At 44.6% G+C, this 20,456-nt stretch carries 11 protein-coding genes and 2 pseudogenes; 8 read left to right on the top strand and 5 right to left on the bottom strand.

Features of this window, described 5'->3' with window-relative positions; all coding sequences use genetic code 11:
* The 6 genes and pseudogenes from KUA48_RS06070 to KUA48_RS06045 all read left to right on the top strand — a co-directional run bounded on the left by KUA48_RS06070 (window position 1) and on the right by KUA48_RS06045 (window position 12,769).
* The gene (locus KUA48_RS06070; RefSeq protein ID WP_218417133.1) at window positions 1-465 is read left to right on the top strand and encodes a hypothetical protein; all 465 of its coding nucleotides are present in this window, start codon (window positions 1-3) and stop codon (window positions 463-465) included.
* Window positions 466-489: 24 nt separating this feature from the next.
* Window positions 490-4,716 (top strand): hypothetical protein, encoded by a 4,227-nt coding sequence (locus KUA48_RS06065; protein ID WP_256624488.1) that lies wholly within the window; start codon window positions 490-492, stop codon window positions 4,714-4,716.
* 10 nt (window positions 4,717-4,726) lie between these two features.
* Entirely contained in the window at window positions 4,727-5,011 is a 285-nt protein-coding gene (locus tag KUA48_RS06060; RefSeq protein WP_118311832.1) for a hypothetical protein, read from the top strand.
* A gap of 2 nt (window positions 5,012-5,013) precedes the next feature.
* Window positions 5,014-5,631 carry a hypothetical protein gene (locus KUA48_RS06055; protein WP_256624487.1) on the top strand — a complete coding sequence of 206 codons (618 nt, stop codon included), beginning with the start codon at window positions 5,014-5,016 and terminating at the stop codon, window positions 5,629-5,631.
* A 49-nt stretch (window positions 5,632-5,680) separates the two neighbouring features.
* Window positions 5,681-11,853 (top strand): annotated as a pseudogene (locus tag KUA48_RS06050) (CotH kinase family protein); the annotation flags it as partial.
* A gap of 196 nt (window positions 11,854-12,049) precedes the next feature.
* Complete coding sequence (locus tag KUA48_RS06045) at window positions 12,050-12,769, top strand: transposase (protein ID WP_369503331.1); 720 nt, start codon at window positions 12,050-12,052, stop codon at window positions 12,767-12,769.
* A 46-nt stretch (window positions 12,770-12,815) separates the two neighbouring features.
* On the opposite strand, the gene KUA48_RS06040 is transcribed toward KUA48_RS06045, so the two are convergent.
* The 5 genes and pseudogenes from KUA48_RS06040 to KUA48_RS06020 form a co-directional block, all read right to left on the bottom strand.
* Window positions 12,816-13,613 carry a glycoside hydrolase family 16 protein gene (locus KUA48_RS06040; RefSeq protein WP_144151057.1) on the bottom strand — a complete coding sequence of 266 codons (798 nt, stop codon included), beginning with the start codon at window positions 13,611-13,613 and terminating at the stop codon, window positions 12,816-12,818.
* Between the two features lie 12 nt (window positions 13,614-13,625).
* On the bottom strand, window positions 13,626-13,907 hold the full coding sequence (locus KUA48_RS06035; RefSeq protein ID WP_256624504.1) for an ROK family protein: 282 nt from the start codon (window positions 13,905-13,907) through the stop codon (window positions 13,626-13,628).
* Window positions 13,908-13,912: 5 nt separating this feature from the next.
* Window positions 13,913-14,095, bottom strand: a complete 183-nt coding sequence (locus tag KUA48_RS06030) for a carboxypeptidase-like regulatory domain-containing protein (protein WP_238399664.1) — start codon at window positions 14,093-14,095, stop codon at window positions 13,913-13,915.
* A 152-nt stretch (window positions 14,096-14,247) separates the two neighbouring features.
* Window positions 14,248-15,690: pseudogene (locus KUA48_RS06025) on the bottom strand (alpha-L-fucosidase); the annotation flags it as partial.
* A 36-nt stretch (window positions 15,691-15,726) separates the two neighbouring features.
* Entirely contained in the window at window positions 15,727-16,947 is a 1,221-nt protein-coding gene (locus KUA48_RS06020) for an ROK family protein (RefSeq protein ID WP_153080555.1), read from the bottom strand.
* 468 nt (window positions 16,948-17,415) lie between these two features.
* Here KUA48_RS06020 and KUA48_RS06015 point away from each other — a divergent pair, with 468 nt between their 5' ends.
* A complete protein-coding gene (locus KUA48_RS06015) occupies window positions 17,416-18,381 on the top strand; it encodes an ROK family protein (RefSeq protein ID WP_153073873.1) in 966 nt (321 codons plus the stop codon).
* Window positions 18,382-18,441: 60 nt separating this feature from the next.
* Window positions 18,442-20,433 carry a glucosamine-6-phosphate deaminase gene (locus KUA48_RS06010; RefSeq protein WP_153094925.1) on the top strand — a complete coding sequence of 664 codons (1,992 nt, stop codon included), beginning with the start codon at window positions 18,442-18,444 and terminating at the stop codon, window positions 20,431-20,433.
* Window positions 20,434-20,456: the final 23 nt, after the last annotated feature.

The raw sequence follows: 20,456 nt of genomic DNA, 5'->3' as shown, positions 1-20,456 counted from the left end.
ATGGATGAAATACTTAGTGGCCAGGTACTGGTCAATGGCACTGACATCTGGAAAGAATACGGTGTTTTTCTGACGGAAGACAAAAAGGGCGACATGGCCAATCTGACTGCCATACTTACACCAAGCAAGACAAAAGATGAAACGGCAGTGAACATCAGAGAGGAGGATGGTGAAAAATACTCAGACGTATTGACACCAAAGAATGAGGCTCGTGATGTGGAACTGTATTTTGCCATGTATAACAAGACCAAGGAAGGATGGTTGAAATCGTATGCTGATTTCATCAAGTTCCTGAAGCAAGGCAAAAACGGTTGGCTTGATTTCGCTTTTCCTGACCTTGATTTGACATTGCACATGAGATTCTTGGATTGTGGAAAGTTTAAGCCTCTGACCTATATATGGAAAGATGGTGTGCAGGCAAGCAAGTTCAAAGTGAAATTCCGTGAGCCAGTCCCCATCATTTAAATGACATTATAACAGTATTGAAACATGGTTCAAACAATATACGACAAAACAGGCTATGCAAAGGCAGAGATTGCCCCTGATGACAGCTCAACCCAGGTGAAGGAGGTGCAGGGTGACAACATCCTCACCCTTTCATTCACCCATTATGCCAACATTGCCCTTGACGTGAACGATTACACGGACTTTGAGGGCGAACGTTATTGGCTGATGGAAAAGTATGCCCCAAAGCAGAACAACGAAACAGAATGGGTGTATGACTTGAAACTGTATGGCATAGAGAGCATCATCAAGCGTTTCTTGGTGCTTGAAACCACCGATGGCAATACTGAACCAGTGTTCACTCTCACGGCTCCACCACGTGACCATGTGAAGATGATAGTGAAGTGCATCAATAATGGCTTGGATCATACTACTGACTGGAAGATTGGCCAAGTGGATGGCACTGATAACATTGTCATTGACTATGATGGCAAGTATTGCGATGAAGCCTTGAAGGAAATCGCTGAAAAGGTAGGTGGAAAGGCTGAATGGTGGATTGAAGGGCAAACCGTAAACATTTGCCGTTGTGAGCATGGTGAGGAACTTGCCATTGGCTATGGCAATGGATTGACGGAACTGGAGCGAGACACCAGCAACACAGCCAAGTTCTACACACGTCTGTTCCCGATTGGTAGCACACGAAATATCGACCCTGAGAAATATGGGCATAATCGTTTGATGTTGCCTGGTGGCTTGAAATACATCGAACTTCATACTGAGGAATACGGCATATATGACCATTATGAGCAAGATGCCTTTTCTGACATATATCCACGCCGTTTGGGTATGGTTAGCAGTGTGCGCTCGGAGACTAAGACGGATGATGACGGCAATCCTTTCATCATCTATTACTTCAAGGATGACACGCTCAATTTCGACCCAAATGAATACGAGCTTGCCAATGAGGTAAAGCGTGTTTCCTTCCAAGATGGTGAACTCGCTGGTCTTGGAACGGATGATGATCATTACTTTGAGGTGAATTTCGACAGCAAGACACGTGAGTTTGAGATTATCACTATATGGCCATACGATGATGATACCCAACTGCCTGGTGGCAATCTTGTTCCCAAAGTGGGCAATCATTACATCCTTTGGAACATCAGAATGCCTGATGAATATTACACCCTGGCAGAAGAAGAGTTTCGCACGGCTGTTGACCAATATAATGCAGAGCATTGGCAAGACATCAGCATCTACAAAGGCAAGACCGACCATGTTTGGGTGGAACAGAAAAATGCAGACTTGTTTGTTGGACGCAGGGTAAGGCTTGAAAGTGAGAAGTTTTTCCCAGATACTGGATATAGAAGCAGCCGAATAACCAAGGTTACAAGAAAGGTTGTTTTGCCGTCACAAGTGGACTTGGAAATCAGTGATGCACTCCAAAGTGGTACATTGGATCGGATGAATGACAGCTTGGCCAACATCAAGAACTATACACGTGAGCGCACATCTGGAAGTTTGCCAGACATCATCCGTACATGGGACAACACTTTGCCAACTGACACAAATCTGTTCTCAGCTCGAAGAAGCCAAAGGGAGTTTCTTAGCAAGAAGAAAATTGATCGAGCGAAAAAGAAAATCATCTTTGATGAGGGTATTGACCTCGGTGACTTTGTGGAGGGCGTTGCAGGTGGTCACTTGGATGGCAAAGGTAATGGTGAACTGCTGACAATGGTCGTGCGCCAATTTTTGAGAAGTGCCAAGTTTGTTGATGGCTTCAATGGTGAGGGATGGCAGCTCTGGATTGATGAAAGTGGGCTTTCCAATCTTACTATTGATAAGCTGACCGTGCGCCAGATAATGACCATCTTTGAACTCTTGATAAATAAAGTTCGGAGTGTCGGCGGTCAGATTTGCGTAAGTGCAGCTAATGGCAAAATAAAGAGCGTTGAAGAGCAAGATGGTTATTTTCTCATTCGCTTTGAGCAAGAGAACACCTTTGTTGCACATGACTTGATGCGATGTCAAACCTTCACAGGTGCAAATCTGAAAAGTTATTGGGTCGAGGTCGCAGGTGTGAACGGTGATGGCATTCTTGTAGCCAAGGAAGAGTTTGACAAGACGGAACCAGCAGAAGGCGATGAATGTGTATTGATGGGCAACACCACAAACAGCAATCGCCAAAACCTCATACTCATATCAGCGACAGAAGACGGACAGCCCAGGATTGATGTCATGGATGGTGTGAATGGCAAGAGTTTCACCAATGCCTTGCGTGCAAGACTTGGCAATCTTGACGGAATCAAGGATGATTGGTTTCCGTCCAACAACCAACCACATGGAAACGGTCTTTATTCAGATAATGCCTACTTACGTGGCACATTTCTCTTGGTGACTGGTGAAGACATCAAGACCAAGTTCGAGATAACGGAAGGAAAGATTGAATCCGCTGTTGAGGGACTGAGACAGGACTTTGCAAGTGATCGAGGCTATTTGAACAATCCTGCCTTTTCTGATGGCATGGACAAATGGGCTACAGAGAACGAAACGGTTTTCTTCCTCGCTGGCAATCGTTGGATATGGACTAACGGAAAGGCTTTGTCCAAACGTGGCAACAGCGCAAGTGTTTGCAAGGACATGGGAAGAACTGTTGTACGCATCAGAAACAAGTACATCAGCCAAAAGAACACCAACTTGCAGAGCATTCCACCAATGACCACAAGAGAAGACGGAACCAAAGAGGCCATTCCTGTTTTCCTCACGTTCTTCTACCGATGTGCCAAGGCTGGCACACTGACCGTGGAGTTTGAGAATGTTGATAAGACTGGCTTTGAAAATTTCAACTCTATGCACGTTGAAGAGAAAATTGCTGAAACTGATGGCTACAAGCAATATTCTTGCAATGGCCTTTGGAACGGTACTGGTGATTTCAAACTGAGCTTCACAGGCGACATCTATCTGTATATGCTCATTCTCTCAACTGACCGTGTGGAATCATTGGCATACAAGTATAAAACACTTTTTGAACAAAGCGAAAAACTTGTAAGGATTGCAGCCCAAAATTTTGACAAGGACGGCAATGTATTGGCAGAAAGCGACATTATAACAACAGCAAAGTACAATGAACTTATCAGCCAAAGATTCAATGAGGATGGAAGTCTGAAAAACCAAGCTGGACTTGTGACAGCTACAGACTATGCAGAATGGTTGCAACAGTACAATTCTGACATGATGGGATTGAATGAGAAATTTGGCAACTATGTCAGTATTGAGGCTTTTGCTGGTATGTTTGCCACAGCGGTAGATGAAGACAAGAACATTGTTAAACAGGCAGACATTTCCGCATTCGTCACAAAAGATGAAAATGGAAATTTGGAAAGCGGTGTGCATATCAGTGCCGACAACATCAAACTGGAGGGACTTGTTACTGCCAACGAAAATTTCAAAATATTGGAGGATGGTAGCATTGAGGCACAAAATGCCAAGATAAAAGGTAAAATTGAGGCTTATGAAGGCAAAATAGGATATTTCCTGATAGACAACCAAGGCTTGTATTATGGCGACCCAGCAAAATGGACAGATAATAGTTATAAACAAGATTTAGCGGCAATTAGACCAGGACTGATTAAGTTACAATCACAAGTAGGAGTATTCAAGCCAGGTGATGTGGCTAACATAAAGGTTGCTATTGGCAATGGTGCAGACCCACAACAGACAGAATCAACTTCCTGGTGCAATTGTGCTGGTTATTTTTATCGGCAGATGAATCCTGATCCTGGTGACTGTTATTTGCCAGCAGTGAAAATAATAAGTGATAATGTCTTGAGTCGTGATGTTGCACTTTATACAAAAGGAGCTATTGTATGTGATGGAGGATTCTTAGAAATTGGTAGAATTATCAATACAACAAAAGCAGGTACAGCTTACATCATAACACTCGACCATGGTACGACATTGACCGCTTTTAATAATTCTTCTGGTAACACATGGGTTTCCTTGCCAAAATTGGATGAAATACGATTGCAGCTTGGAATAGAAGAAAGTAAAACCTTTTGTGTCCCTGTTAAAATCATAAATAGCTCAAAGAGTTCTAACAATGTTTATGTTAAAATAAATGGTGATGGCGATTTGCTAAACCATGATGGAGGACATTGGCGTGATGATAACAGAAACACAGACCAACTTTGCTTAGGAAAAGGTGACAGTGTAAGCATAGCCCTTACTTATGTTGGTGGCTCCTATTATGGTCAAGTATTAGACATAAACCGTTAAAAAACAAGATATGGCAAAAATAGATTTTCAAAATTTCACTATTCCTGTAGGGATTAGTAAAAAAAGAAAGCAAACAGGTGACGCTCGTGAAACCATTGCAAATTTGGTTTACACTCGTTCCATGGGAATAAAAGCACATCATTTGGCTTTCAAAATATATGAGAGCAATGGTGCAACGGAATTTTCCGATGATGAAGTCAATCTCATAAAAGAACTTGTGGAACACTATTGTTTTCCAAGTATCATAGACGCTTTGAATGAGCAACTAAATTGTCAAACGGATAAAAACGAATAACTATGGCATTGACAAACGAAGAGAAGCAAGAACTACTCAATGCGATGAAAGCTGAATCGCAAGGTGTAGATGAACTGGAGCAAGTAGATACCTTGGACGGTATTATGAGCCTTCCAGCCTTACGAGGTGAGGAAGTAGTGAGTGCGCCAATAAAGCTGCTGACCAAACCAGCGGAGGATGCTGTGGCACATGCAGTAAGTGCAGCAAATCGAGCAACGGAAGCAGCGCAAACCGTGTATTCTGTCACACAGGGCGCAAATTCTGCTGCAAGTGCAGCCAATGCAGCCGCGTCAGCAGCTTCTGATGCAGCGGAAGAAGCTAATAGTGCTGTGGCTGCTGCATCTGAGGTTGTGGCTAAATACGAGAATGTAGCCAAGGCAGCTTTCAATGGTGCAACGGCACGTTTTTCCTATATGGTGGAATCTGCCACAATACAACCTCAATCATCCATTGCCAAGGGCGGTGTTATCGTCTATGTTCAGAGCCAAAAGCAATTTGCCTATTATGTGGGTGGCAAGTATTACGGCAACTGGGCTGTTGAAGGTGTTCCCAATGCGGAATTGTACCGTGGTGGTTTTTTTTTCAAGCATACAGAAAAACAAGGTTTATCTTTGTGGTGATGTTCTCTATGTTTGGAGCGATGAAGAAAATGACCTTGTTGAAATCAGTGGCAGCGGTGGCGGTAACACGTACAATGTGACTGAGCAAGTTCCGCTTGAAAACGGTTACTATACGCTTGCCACTGCCATCAAAGCAGTGGAGGAAAAGCAGCGTGCCAAGGGACGTTGCATAACTTATGAGGTATCACAAGGCAAGTGGGAGACCAAGCAATTCATTGGCACGAATCTTTCAAGCTGGGAATCAATTTCAAGTTGGGAAGATTTTGGCGGTGCAGGGACTGTCAAGAGTATAACGGTAAATGGCACGAAGCAAACACCTGATTCCACTGGCAACGTGAATGTGACCATCAAGGAAACTGAGGTTGATGAAAGTCTTGACGCAAACAGCACGAACCCTGTGCAGAACTCAGCAGTGACGGCGAAGCTCAATGAGGTGGAGGCAAACACCATCTTTGGTGGCAATGCTGAACTTAGTGAGGATGAAAGCACGGTACATCTTACCTTAACCAACAAGAGTGGTGCGGAAGTCGTGGGCTTGGACATACCAGCAGGAAAAGGTGGCGGTGGTGGTGAAACTTCCACCACAAAGATTGTATTGGGCGCATCCGTCAACAACAGTGTCATCAAGGAAGGTAGCAGTGCGCAACTCACATACTCTTACGACCACCAATATAGCAGCGGTGATGAGAAAGGTACGTCAACAGGCCAGAAAGCAAACATTGAGATTGAAATGAAACGTGGTTCAATCACCATGTACCATGACACCATCGAGGATGTGAGCAAGGGAAGTTATACGCTTGACCTCTCCAAATACTTGCAGGTTGGTACAACCGACATATATGTAAAAGCATCCACTACTGATCCGACAACTGGCAAGAAGCAGATGAAACAGAGCTATGTGAGCGTAAAGGTCGTGACGTTATCCTTGACAAGCAGTTTCAACCTTGCAGAAGCCATTGCAAAGGGTGGCTATGGGACAAACGAGACCATCAGTATTCCATACGCAATAAGTGGCTCGGGAACCAAGGTGGTGACGCTTTATGTGGATGGCAAGCAGCAGAATGCCCACACCATAACACGAAGCGGAACGACCAACAGCAGTTTCTCGTTGTCAATGACCGCATTCAGTGTGGGAAGGCACACCATCCAAATGGTGGCAGAAATGGAGGCAAGTGCAGACTTGACCTTGAAAAGCGATAGCATCTATATGGATATTCTGAAAACAGGCAGCAATTCGCCTTTTATCGGAACCATGATGACGCACTCGGATGGTCGTATCTTTACAAAAGACCATTTGGCACCAACTTTGGAAGCTGGACAATATGAGCAAGTAAAATTTGAGTTCGTTGCCTATGACCCAACAGCGACACCAGCGGATGTGTCTGTATATCGCAATGACATCAAGACGCAGAATGTAAGTGTGCCAAGAACCACACAGATTTACACAAACCGATTCCTTGAAAAGGGAACAAACCAAATGAAATTCAAGTGTGGTGTCACTGAATACAATTTCTACATTGATGTGAATGAAAGTGGCATTGACCTGAATGAGACAACATCAGGCTTGCAGTTGAAACTTACAGCATCTGGCAGAAGCAACAGCGAAAGCACGCCGTCCGAATGGACTTATAACGGCATTAGAACCACATTCAATGGCTTTGACTGGAAAAGCAACGGATGGACTGGTGACGCTTTGAAACTGACCAATGGGGCAAACATCGAAATCGGTTACACACCATTCAAGAGCGATGCCACAACCAATGGAGCCACTTATGAAATGGAACTGATGTGTTCCAATGTGACAGACAGAAACGGTGTTGTCATTGATTGCATGAATGGCAATGTCGGCTTCAAGCTGACCACACAAGAGGCTATAATGAGAACAGGGGCAGGAACGGAGGTCAATACGCTTTTTGCGAGTGGCTTGAACTTGAAAATTGCCTTTGTCGTGCAAGAGAAGTCTGGCAACCGTCTGTTGGAACTCTATGTAAACGGTATTCTTTGCGGTGCGAAGCAGTATGCCAACACCGACAGTCTTTTGCAATCGACACCTGTCAACATCAAGGTTGGGAGCGATAGTGCAGATGTGGAACTGAGAAACATCCGTGTCTATAACCGTGCGCTTGGCGATGATGAAGAACTTGCCAACTACATGGTGGATCGTCCTACTACTGATGAAATGGTTGTGCTGTTCGAGAACAATCAGGTGATGAATGATGAAGGTACGGACGTTGATATGGATAAGCTCAGAGCCAAGGGCAAGAGCGTGATGCGCATCGTGGGCGATGTGAATCTTGTGAATCAGACCAACAACAAGAAGTTTGAAGTGCCTGTTGACATCTATTTCTATTCTGCCTATGGCAAGGAATATGATTTCATCATATACCAGTGCGGATTGCGCATACAGGGAACATCATCAACCACTTATCCAAGAAAGAACTACCGCTTGTATTTCAGCCGTTCAAGCAAGTATGGAACCAAGCTGTATGTGAATGGTGTGGAAGTTCCTGAATGTACCTATTCATTCAAGCCAGGCGCACGTCCAATAAATATTTTCTGTTTGAAAGCGGATTTCTCAGATTCCTCTTCCACTCATAACACTGGAGCCGTGAAGATAGTCAATGACATCTGGAAGCGTTGCGGATGGCTCACACCACCACAAAAGACATATACTGGCAACTATGATGTCCGTATTGGTGTGGATGGTTTCCCTATTGATTTGTTCTATGACAATGACAATACTGGTGAAAACATCTACCTTGGCAAGTACAATTTCAACAATGAGAAAAGTGGCAGTGCAGCCATCTATGGATTTGAGGGCATTGAAGGCTTCAATGATGCAGCAGCTTTGAACGGACAGCGAAACAAATGTATCTGCTTGGAGTTCTTGAACAACTCTGAGACACTTTGCTTGTTTGGCACGGCTGACATGGCTTCATTTGCGGATGCACTGGAGTTCCGTTTCAAGGCTGATGACACTTGGGAAACCGCCAATGAGGAAGACAAGGCAGCGGTCAAGCGTCTTTGGTCGTGGATTCTCTCATGCAAAGGAAATCCAAGCAAGTTCTATGCAGAGTACAATGATTACTTTGACAATGAAAGCCCATTTGCATGGTATGTGATAACGGACTATTTCATGGCGGTGGATAACCGTGCCAAGAACATGATGCTTGTCACATGGGACGGTCTTCACTGGCAGTTCATTCCATACGACATGGACACCATCTTTGGTGAACGCAATGATTCCGTCTTGAAGTATGACTATACCATAACATGGGAGACCTTGGATGAAAGCATTGGCTCCTATGCCTTCGCAGGGCATGACAGCATTTTGTGGCAGCTTGTAAGGGGATGTCCAGACAAGTTGAGGGAGGTGGCTGACAAAATCCGCTCAAACATGAGCCTCGAATATGTGCTTAATATGTTCAATGTGGAACAGATGGGCAACTGGTGCGAACGCATATACAACAAGGATGGCATATACAAGTATATCACTCCTTTGACGGAAGGCGTGACATCAGCGGATGGAACGAATTATTACAATTACCTCTATGCCTTGCAGGGAAGCCGTTACGCACACCGCACGTTCACCATCCAAAACCGTTTTGCGCTGCTGGATAGCCAATATGTGTGTGGTACATACCGCAAGGATAGCTTTGCTGCTTACTTTGGCTATAAGTTCGGTAGCGACAACCGAAAGATAAAGATAACGTCAAGTGAGCGTTATTATTTCGGTTATGGCTATACGAGTGGCACACCGCATCAGAGTGCAGTCCTGGCAGAAGACACAGGCAGTATGGTGCTACTGACACTTGACACCGACTTGATTGTGAATGATCCACAATACGTGTATGGTGCAAGTCGCATCATGGGGCTTGACCTTACGGACGTGAGCCATGCAATCTTGCAGACGTTGAACCTTAACAACTGTTCGGCACTTCGCACGCTTGATGTAAGTTGTGCAGCGACACAGACAACACTCAACGCATTGCTTGTGAACGGATGCAAGAACCTTCGCACGCTCAATATGACAGGTTTGAAGTCCACCAGCTTCACTGGCATTGATTTGAGTGCAAACACCAAGCTGGAAACATTCCGTGCAGGGAAGAGTGCTTTGACAGGCGTGAGCTTCGCACAAGGTTCACCATTGAAGACTGTTGTATTGCCTTCAACGCTGCAAACCTTGGAACTTCGCTATCTGAGCAAGCTCACAAATAGCGGTCTCACACTTGAAGGAACAGCGAATGTCACACGTCTGGTTGTGGATAATTGCCCATTGATAAATTGGCAGACACTTTACAGCAGATGCAGTAAAGTGAAATATCTACGAATTACAGGCATAGACATGGAAGGTGACGGAACAATGCTAAAGAATATGCTTTCGATGGGTGGTGTTGATGAAAACGGTGGCAATGTGGATTCATGCCGTCTGGTCGGCACTTATCGCCTCACTTCATATATTGCTGATGACGAATACAAGAAATGGCAAGAACATTTCCCTGAGCTGAACATCATTCAACCAGAATACACGATGATTGAGTTTGATGACACTGTTGCGGATGATGCCAATGTGTCCAACCTTGACAATAAGACAGGCTATAAGTATGGCAATGACTATGTGCCAAGTGGTCACATCACGGCACTTTTGAGGAAGCGTCATCGTGTTCTTGCCAAGGTTACAAAGAAGCCTACAACAAGAAACATCAAGATAGCTGGTGTTGATACCATTGCAAACAATCTTGATGGCATTGTCACCATATATCCATTGCATGATGAGAACTCCAACTATTATGCGGATGCAGCAGAGGTGGCTAATTGCACCGCTGCAAAGTTGGATGGCTCAGAGGGCGACATTATGATGTTCGAGCCTCACAGATGGATCAAGGGAATCAATGACTACCTGAATGGCAAGCATTATAGCTGTTACAGCAGCAATGTTGCCATGCCATCCGTACCGAAAGCAAAAGTCATCTTGCTGAGTGAAATACAGGGTGGTGGCAATTATCGCAAAGGATATAAGGTAATGAGTGGCAAGAACACCTTGCAAAACTCATATACAGCAGATAGCAGCTATGCCGTTTGTCGTGTGTCTGTATCAGGCTATAAGCGTGTTCGTTTTCCTTCTGTGCCAGGCAGCAATCTTGTTGGAAGCATTTTCACGGATGATTCGGGAAAGGTAGTCAAAACCATCGTTGTGCCAACACTCAGCAACAAGTTTGAGGCTGGTATGTACTTGATTTCAGACATCCCTTCTGGTGCGACATACCTCAACTTTACCGTATTGCAGACCGCTGAGTTTGATAAGGTGGTATTGAGCAACAGCGACAAGATTGAGGATATGGAACCTGATTGGGTCAATGAGGATGACTGTTTGTGTGCAACTGTAGGAAGTTCTGTTGTAGGCGATAAATTGAGGGCGGTGGTTACTGGTGGCAGCACCACGTCAAACTTGACATGGAGCGACTTCCACTATTATAGTGTTCAACGTGGTATGCAGCAGATTGACGCAAGTATGCACAGTGCCATTGCCAACTTGTTCTTTGCCAAGTATGGCCGTAGGGATGCCCAAGACCAATGTGGAGCTGGTCAGCACACCAACATGAGAACTACAGGCGGAACAATGGCATACGGCATGACTGACACCATTGGCTATAAGGCTGCAAAGGCAATCAACGCAAATGTGACAAATTCGCTCATTGACAACTTGGTGTACCAATACGCATGGTACAAGGTTAATGGTGAATATGGAGCCGTTGATGTCAAGCAAGTAAACAACACTTGTTGCTTGGGTTATGAAGACATATTCGGCAACAAGTACGATATGATGGACAATGTGGATTTGCCAAATGACAGTGGCAATGCTGGCAAGTGGCGCATTTGGATGCCAGACGGAAGCACACGAATGGTAAAAGGTACGACTAACAGCGGAAACTGGGTAACAGCCGTTTATCATGGCAAATACATGGATGTCGTGCCAGTTGGCAACGTCAGTGGTTCATCCAGTACGTATTATAGTGATATATACTGGATAAGCACATCAGCAAGCCGTGTGGTTTATCGTGGGTACAACTACGCGTATGCGAATGGCGGTGTCGTGAATGCGAATGCGAATAACGATGCCTCGATGCGAATGCGAGTGTCGGCTCGCGTCTGGCCTTCCACGGAAAAATCGTCTGGGCGCAAAGCGTCAGTGCGTTCAAAGCGATAATCGAGGTAGCGTAAACGTAAAGCGTCAAAGCGTGGAGCGAAGCGACAATACGAAAGAAGGCAGTTAGGATGATGTTCTAACTGCCTTCAAATATATTTCGTTCCGGCGAAGCCGGTCGATTTTTTTTGATTTTTTGAGGTGTGGGGTATAACCTTGAAAAGTTGCGTTTCGTTTTTGAAATTATAGCGTTTCGTTCCAAAATGCGAAAACATTTCGTTTTGCGGATTATACAAGGAACTTCTCAAACTCTCACCCCTCATAGTTGCAGATGCTTACTTCTCTACAAGTACATTTGTTAATGGGATAAAGAAAGAAGGGTTCTCTTTGATAAGCCGCTTTCGTGACAATGCTTGTCTCTTTTATGTCTATGCTGGTCCACGTACTGGAAAACGTGGTCGCCCCAAGACCAAGGATGGCAAGATTGATATGAAGAATCTTGACCTCACTCGAATGGAGAAGATGGAGATGAAAGATATAGAAGGAACAGCTTATACTTTGATAGCCTATTCCAAGGCACTCAGGTGTAAAGTTAGACTTGTCATCTGGCAGATGCCGAATGGCAAGAAGAAACTATTCTTCTCTACAGACACCTCACTTTCGGGTGAAGAGGTACTTCTTTATTATAGAACCAGGTTCCAGATTGAATTTTGCTTTCGTGACGCCAAAGGCTATACTGGTCTCATGGACTGCCAGGCTCGCGATAAGTGGAAACTCGATTTTGCTTTCAATGCTTCGTTCACATCACTAAATGTTGCCAAGGTAACTATGAAGGAGATGGGAATGGAATATTCTATGTCTTCATTCAAATCACTGATGACCAACATTTATCTGGTGAAACGAATTTTTAAAGCAAGCGGGTACACCCCGAACCGAACTTTAATTAGCAAGATTTTCAAAGATCTCTCGTGCTTACAGCGTATAGCTGCTTAGCACATTATTGAATTATTAACGAACTATTGTTAAAATGTTATATTGATTATTCGCATTCTATGACTTTTACCCAGTCTACCCACAATTCAACTGGTAAGTCTTCATCGTGTATTATGCCTGCCCAAGTTGGCTGCCCGTTAAGCACACCTCCTAGGGAACAGTTTAGAATTATGTCAAAATTATAATCGCAGAACGGAAATTGCAGCTTTTCTTTTGGCAGATTCATATTCTTGTATCTGAAAGTTTCTTTTCCGTCTACATAAAATATTACAGCTTCGTCAGTCCTTTCTGCTGCATATACATGAAACTGTGTAACATCAAAGTTGGAATCTCTGTTAGGATTGGTTACCCCCGCAGAGCCAGTGTCTCCATTAATATAATACGTATGTACTGTTTGATAAAATTCATATGGAGTCTTTTGTATCCATTCCATTAAATCTATTTCGCCGCTTCTAGGCCAGATTTCTCCTCCAATTGGCATCTGCCAAATAGCAGGGAATGCACCGCGAGCCCGTTTGGTTAACCTTGCCTTTACTTCTACTCGGGTATTCTTGCCAAACCCCTTTATCGTATGGATACCACCTGTTTTATATAAGCCATCGTCTTTGCTTGCTTTAAGTTTGAGATAGCCATTCTCTACTTTCACATTTTCATATTCATTTACGTTCTTGAAATGTCGCGCCCAGGCTACATTTAAATATTCTGCAAGTTTCCAAACTTTTGGGTTAGGAATTGATTCAGAACTATTGAACTCGTCAAGAAATATTGTCTTTTCTTTCTTGCTGTCAGCCATAACAACTGTTGAAGTGATGATAAACAGTGCTAGAATTAATCTACTTTTCATTGTTATTGTTGTTTATGTTTGCTTATTGTCATTTAGAAACCGGTATCTTGCTATCAGGCAGGCTCCCGTGATTCCTGCAAGGCCTTTCAGGCTTGAGGTAACGATTTTAGAATCCTCATTCATGATGTTGAGAGAAAATTTCTTGATGCCCATCTTTACCGGTAGTGTGAGGTAATCGCCTGTAACCGACATTTCTCCTCCGATGACCAGCATTTCAGGGTTGAAGATGTTGATGACTCCTGCCAGCTGTTTGCCAAGTTCATCTGCTATGCGTTGCAGTGTGGCAAGGCTCAGTACATCTATTTGTAACCCACATAAGTGATGGTAAGTTTGGCACCCTTTTCGATGTTGCTGAGGGTGAAGTTACCATCCAGGTCAGTTACGGTTCCACCGGTCTTACCTTCGATTCTGATGGTAGCGCCGATGATAGGTTCTCCGGTAGCGTCTTTAACATGAGTTTTGCTGCTGGGTAGCTGTAGCAATGGTAGAATTGCTTTGAGCAGCCAATGCAGAAACAGTGCAAAGAGGTGACATCGCACCTAAAAGCGCTGCAAAATACAAATTTGCTCTTTTGTTCATAGGGCTATTATTTATTGTTAGTTATAAAATTTTTCGTACTTCTTTCTAGTTATTAGAATGCTGAAACAGAGTTTATACAAGGGCATCCCTTTGCATCGTCGATTACGATGCGGATGCCACTTGTAGTAATCTTATCGAAGCGAAGTATTCGCTTGTAGCCGATAGTGGTAGTCTCTTCCTTAGGGTCGAGCCTTACCCAGTTTTTGCCTTGTTGGTAATAGATTGAGAAGGCTTTTACGCGCTGCCCCAGAGGTATGTATTCCTGGAGCATGAGGCGTGTGATAGATTTTGGCTTTCCGAGTTGAAACTCGATATAGGCATCTTTTTTCTTTTTAGAAGCCCAGAAGGTGTCATACTGGCCGTCTGTGATATTCTTGCCAATGTGCTTGCCTTGCTGGCTGTCTACTTTAGGTGTGATGCCTTTCAGTAGATTGACAGATAATTCTTGTCGGATTTTCCTGTGGAAGTTTACTGCATTTGCAGAGTCGATAGGGTGGATGAGTCCATCCTTGTCTACCGGGAAGTTGAGTAACATGGTAGCGTTGTGTCCTACACTCTTGTAGTAGAGATCGCACAGGTCTTCAACGGTTTTTACCTTACTGTCTTCTTTCTCATGGTAGAACCAACCCGGACGGATAGAAACATCGCACTCAGCTGGTGTCCACTGGTCGCCGTCTTCCCATCCAAACTGCAACTGTTTGTAGTCTTTGAAGCCTGGATAGACGGTGTTGGATGGTATTGTAGACCAGCAGGTCTCGCCTGCAAATCCATTTTCATTTCCTACCCATCGGCATCCCGGTCCGCCATCACCGAAAAGAGTGGCATTGGGTTGTAAACTGTCAACAATTTCGAAAATCCTAGGAAAATTGTAGTAGTTCCTTCTGTCGATGGTTCTGCTTTCTTCGGCACCTCCGTACCAGCCGTCTCCTCCGTTGGCTCCGTCAAACCATACTTCGAAAAGTTCGCCGTAGTTGCTCAGAAGTTCCTTGAGCTGGCGCTGGTAGAGTTTCAGGTAGTAGGGAGAACCGTAGCTTGCCTGGTGTCTGTCCCAAGGCGAGAGGTAAACTCCGAATTTCAAACCGTATTTCTTGCATGCTTGGGAGAGTTCTCCTACCACATCACCTTCACCATTCTTATAAGGTGTGTTGCGGATGCAGTAATCTGTGGTGCGTGTAGGCCAGAGGCAGAAGCCGTCGTGATGTTTGGCTGTAATGATGACTCCTTTCATGCCCGCAGCAACCAGGGTTCTTGCCCATTGTTCGCAATCCAGTTTCTTAGGATTGAAGGTCTTTACATCCGAATTTCCGTATCCCCATTCCTTATCATTGAAGGTGTTGAGGCCGAAATGGATAAAAGCATAGGTTCCCAGTTTCTGCCATGCCATCTGCTTGGCGGTTGGCACAGGTTGGATGGGGTCTACCTGGCTGTAGTTGCGCTGGGCGGCAGCTGTTATGGCTGCCAACCCTAGGCATAGTGCAACAAGAAGAGACTTCTTCATACTTAAAATAGGTTTTGTATTGGTTGTTTAAATTCCTTATTTGTCGATGTTCTCATTCAGAAGCCGGTATCTTGCCATCAGACAGGCTCCCGTGATTCCTGCAAGACCTTTCAGACTTGAGGTAACGATTTTAGAATCCTCATTCATGATGTTGAGAGAGAATTTCTTGATACCCATCTTTACCGGTAGCGTGAGGTAGTCGCCTGTAACCGACATTTCACCTCCGATGACCAGCATTTCTGGGTTGAAGATGTTGATGACTCCTGCCAGCTGTTTGCCAAGTTCATCTGCTATGCGCTGCAGTGTGGCAAGGCTCAGTACATCTTCCTTTGCTATGGCGTCCAGGATATCCTGGAGTGATAGGTCTTCATTCTTTTTCAGAACTCTTTCAGAGAGGATGGAAGTCTTTCCTTCCTTTATCTTCTCGATGAGTTTCCTTTTGAGTGCTCTGCCCGAAACTTCTGTTTCTATGCAACCAATCTTGCCGCAGTGGCAGATGATGTTGTTGTTGTAGGCAGTCATGTGACCGAATTCGCCAGAATATCCCGACTTGCCGTAATAGAGATTGCCGTCGATGATGATTCCGATTCCGATGCCCCAGCATACGTTCACGAAGATGGCGTCTTTCAGGCCTTTGCACTGTCCCTTAATCAACTCAGCGAAAGCCATGCTCCGGGTATCGTTCTCGATACATACAGGTAGCTGTATGAGTTGAGCCAGCTTGTCGGTCAATGATTCTTTCAGGAAGGTGAACATGTTGTAGGCATTTCCCTGTACAGGATTCACGCGCTCAGCCACGTTCACGCAAACTTGAAGTATTTCTTCTCTTGAAACAGGAAGGTTTTCGATGAACTCATTGATGATTCTGCTTATCTCTTCCAGGTTTTCAGGAGAGTTCTCATATACGTAAGGCACTCTTGTTTTTTCGGTAATCAGATTGCCTGCGAAGTCGCTTGCTGCAAGTGCCAGGCAGTTCATCTCAGGATTGACGCCGATGAAGTAGCCTGCTGTTGGAACGAGGTCGTAAACCATCGGGATGCGTCCCGAAGAATTGTCTTTCTTTCCAATCTCTCTGGCGAGTCCTTCTTTTATCAACTCGTTGAGGGCACTTGTTGTTGTCGGTAAGCTAACTCCGATAGCCTTCGACATCTCTGGGATGGTGGAGGCTCCGTGAGAGATAAACTGCTCCAGGAGCTTGCCCTGAACTGAGGGCTTTTTGTTTATCTTTCTAAGATATTTTATTAAGTCAGCTTTCATAACTAATATTTTTTAGTTGCAAAGATAAAGTTTTTCTGTATAGGTGCAACATTTTTTGCTGTTAATAAAACTTAAATGGTGAAAAATAGTATACTTTTCGTCGTTTTCGGACATCCTGTTTTCTTCTATACCTTATTATATATATAGAGAGGTTGGATACGTAAGTGCACAAAAGGGGCAATTAAAACTACACTTAATAGCTCTTTTGATATTGGGTAAAGTTACACTGAATCGGTGTCAGATGCGAACAAAGTACAGGTATTTCAGCCATAAGGAGACTTAAAGTATAAAAAATGTTTCTGTTTTAGAAATATTAACGCTATTTTCATTGCTGTGTTTGATAAAACTAGTAACTTTGCAAAATAAAATATTTTAGTAACAAACTGAGCGTTAATAAAGAATTTAATAAATGAAAGTTTATATCGCTCCTCGTTATTTTTCGATTTTAACCTATTAATTAAAAGAAGTATGGAATACGATGTAAAGTCTTTAGTGATTGGCTTGGATTTGGGTGGAACCAATTCCGTTTTCGGCATCGTTGATGGGGACGGAGAAATAATAGCTACAACCTCAATCAAGACCCAGACATTCCAACGCGTGGAACAATACGTAGAGGAATCGGTAAAAGCTGTGATGCAGATAGTAGAACAGGTAGGTGGTATGGAGAAAATTCGTGCCTTGGGCATCGGTGCGCCTTGTGGTAACTATTACAAGGGGACCATTGAAAATGCAGCAAATCTGGTATGGGCTAAGGGTATTGTACCGCTGGCTGACATGTTTGCAGAGAAACTGGGCATTCCGGTTGCTATTACCAATGATGCAAATGCGGCTGCTATGGGAGAAATGAAATATGGTGCTGCAGTTGGTATGAAAAATTTCGTAGAACTCACTCTCGGAACAGGCGTAGGATCGGGTATCGTGGCTAACGGGCAGCTGATTTATGGTTGCGACGGTTTCGCCGGTGAGTTGGGACACATGGTAGTGGAGCCTGACGGTAGACCATGCGGCTGTGGCAGAAAGGGCTGCCTGGAGACCTACTGCTCGGCTACAGGCGTGGTCCGTACTACCTTGGCCATGCTCGAAGCATCAACCGTGGCAACTGAGCTGAGAAATATTCCAAGGGAAGAAATTACATCTTATGTGGTTTATAAGGCAGCCATGGCAGGAGATACACTGGCACGGGAAGTGTTCAGACAAACCGGTACAAGAATCGGCAAGGCCTGTGCAGAGATAGCTACCTTTCTGAGCCCGGAGGCTTTTATCTTCTTCGGAGGATTGGCACAGGCTGGCGATCTGCTCTTCCGGCCTATTGAAGAAGCATATAACGAGCATGTGCTCTCATTATATAAAGGTAAGGCTAAGTTCCTGATGAGCGGACTTGATGGTGCCAAGGCGGCCATCCTGGGTGCTGCAGCAATGGCGTCTGAACTCTAATCCGTCATTTTAAAAAAAGAAAACATAACATAACCTATTTATTTAAATACAGATAAAGATATGAGACTCAATCTTAGTTCACAAATCGTACTCAATAAAGTACCTGTAGAGTTCTACAAGCCAAAGACGACTGTAGAATATTCTGAAATCTCCAGAATGGAGAAGATTCATACAGACATCTTTGCCTCTATGGCAGAAGGTGCCAGTCATGTAGCTGACAAAATAGAAGCTGGTATCAAGGCGGCACAGCAGGAAGGCAAATTCTATGTGATGGCGCTGGGTTCCGGTTCTTCTCTCTATTCTGTATACGATGAACTCGTTCGCCGTTACAACGAGAAGACCCTGAGCTTCCGCAATGTTGTTGTATTCAATGCATACGAATATTATCCGCTCCAGAAGGACAGTTCTCTCCGTACCATCAACCAGTTGAAGGATCGTTTCCTCAATCATGTGGATGTGGCTGAGCAGAACATTTTTACACTGGATGGTTTTGTGGCACAGGATGCCGTACAGGACAGTTGCCGTCTTTATGAGCAGCGTATCAAGACCTTTGGCGGTCTCGATGTAGCCCTCCTAGGTGTAGGCCGTTCGGGTAATATTGCTGCCAACGAGCCAGGTTCGGGCATCCAGTCGATGACCCGTATCATCCTCATCGGCAATACCTCTCGCGAAGAGATGGAGAACAGCGAGCAGACCAAGGAAACCATTCCTCCATGTTCGCTCACCATGGGTATCGCTACCTTACTCTCAGCCAAGAGCATCTATCTGACAGCCTGGGGCGAAGAGAAGGCAGAGATTATGCAGAAGGTGGTGGAGAACTCTATAACAGATACCCTGCCGGCATCATTCCTTCAGACTCATCCGAATGCTCATGTTGTCATCGACCTGGGTGCAGCTCACCATCTGACGCGTATCGAGCATCCATGGCTCGTAACTTCATGCCAGTGGAGTGATAAACTGGTGCGTTCGGCACTGGTATGGCTCTGCCAGAAACTCGGTAAGCCTATCCTGAAGTTGACCAATAAGGATTATAATGAGAACGGACTGAGCGAACTTCTGGCTCTCTATGGCTCTGCCTATAATGCCAATATCAAGATTTTCAATGATTTGCAGCATACCATTACCGGATGGCCAGGTGGTAAGCCAAATGCCGATGATACCTATCGTCCGGAGCGTGCAACACCATTCCCTAAGAAGGTTATCGTGTTCTCTCCACACCCAGACGATGATGTTATCTCAATGGGAGGAACCATCCGTCGACTGGTACAACAGAACCACGATGTGCATGTAGCTTACGAAACATCAGGAAACATTGCTGTGGGTGATGAGGAAGTAACAAGATTCATGCACTTTATCAATGGTTTCAACCAACTCTTTGCTGACTCAAAGGATAGTATCATCTCTAATAAATATAAGGAAATAAAGACCTTCTTTGCCAAGAAGAAGGAGAGTGACTTCGATACGAGAGATATCCTGACCATCAAGGGACTGATTCGCCGTGGTGAGGCTCGTATCGCTTGTACCTATAATGATATTCCGCTTGACCATGTACACTTCCTCGACCTGCCATTCTATGAGAGCGGCAAGATAGAGAAGTTGCCTATGACCGAGAAGGATGTGGAGGTAGTGAGAGCTCTGTTGCAGAAGGTGCAGCCACATCAGATTTATGTTGCCGGCGACCTTGCTGATCCTCACGGAACCCACAAGAAGTGTACTGATGCCGTTCTGGCAGCTATCGACGAAGAGAAGAAAGCGGGTGCAGAATGGTTGAAGGACTGTCGCATCTGGATGTATCGTGGTGCCTGGGCAGAATGGGAGATTGAGAATATCGAAATGTGTGTTCCATTGAGTCCTGAGGAGTTGCGAGCAAAGCGTAACTCTATCCTCAAGCATCAGTCGCAGATGGAGAGTGCTCCTTTCTTGGGTAATGATGAGCGCCTGTTCTGGCAGAGAGCCGAGGACCGTAACCGTGCTACTGCATCGCTCTACGACCAGTTGGGTCTGGCATGCTATGAGGCCATGGAGGCTTTCGTGGAGTACAAACCATTGTAATACCTTATTAATATATTTAATGT

The sequence above is a fragment of the Segatella copri genome (genome assembly GCF_019249795.2).
GTDB lineage: Bacteria > Bacteroidota > Bacteroidia > Bacteroidales > Bacteroidaceae > Prevotella > Prevotella copri_B.
This window is presented reverse-complemented; position numbering and strand designations above follow the sequence as displayed.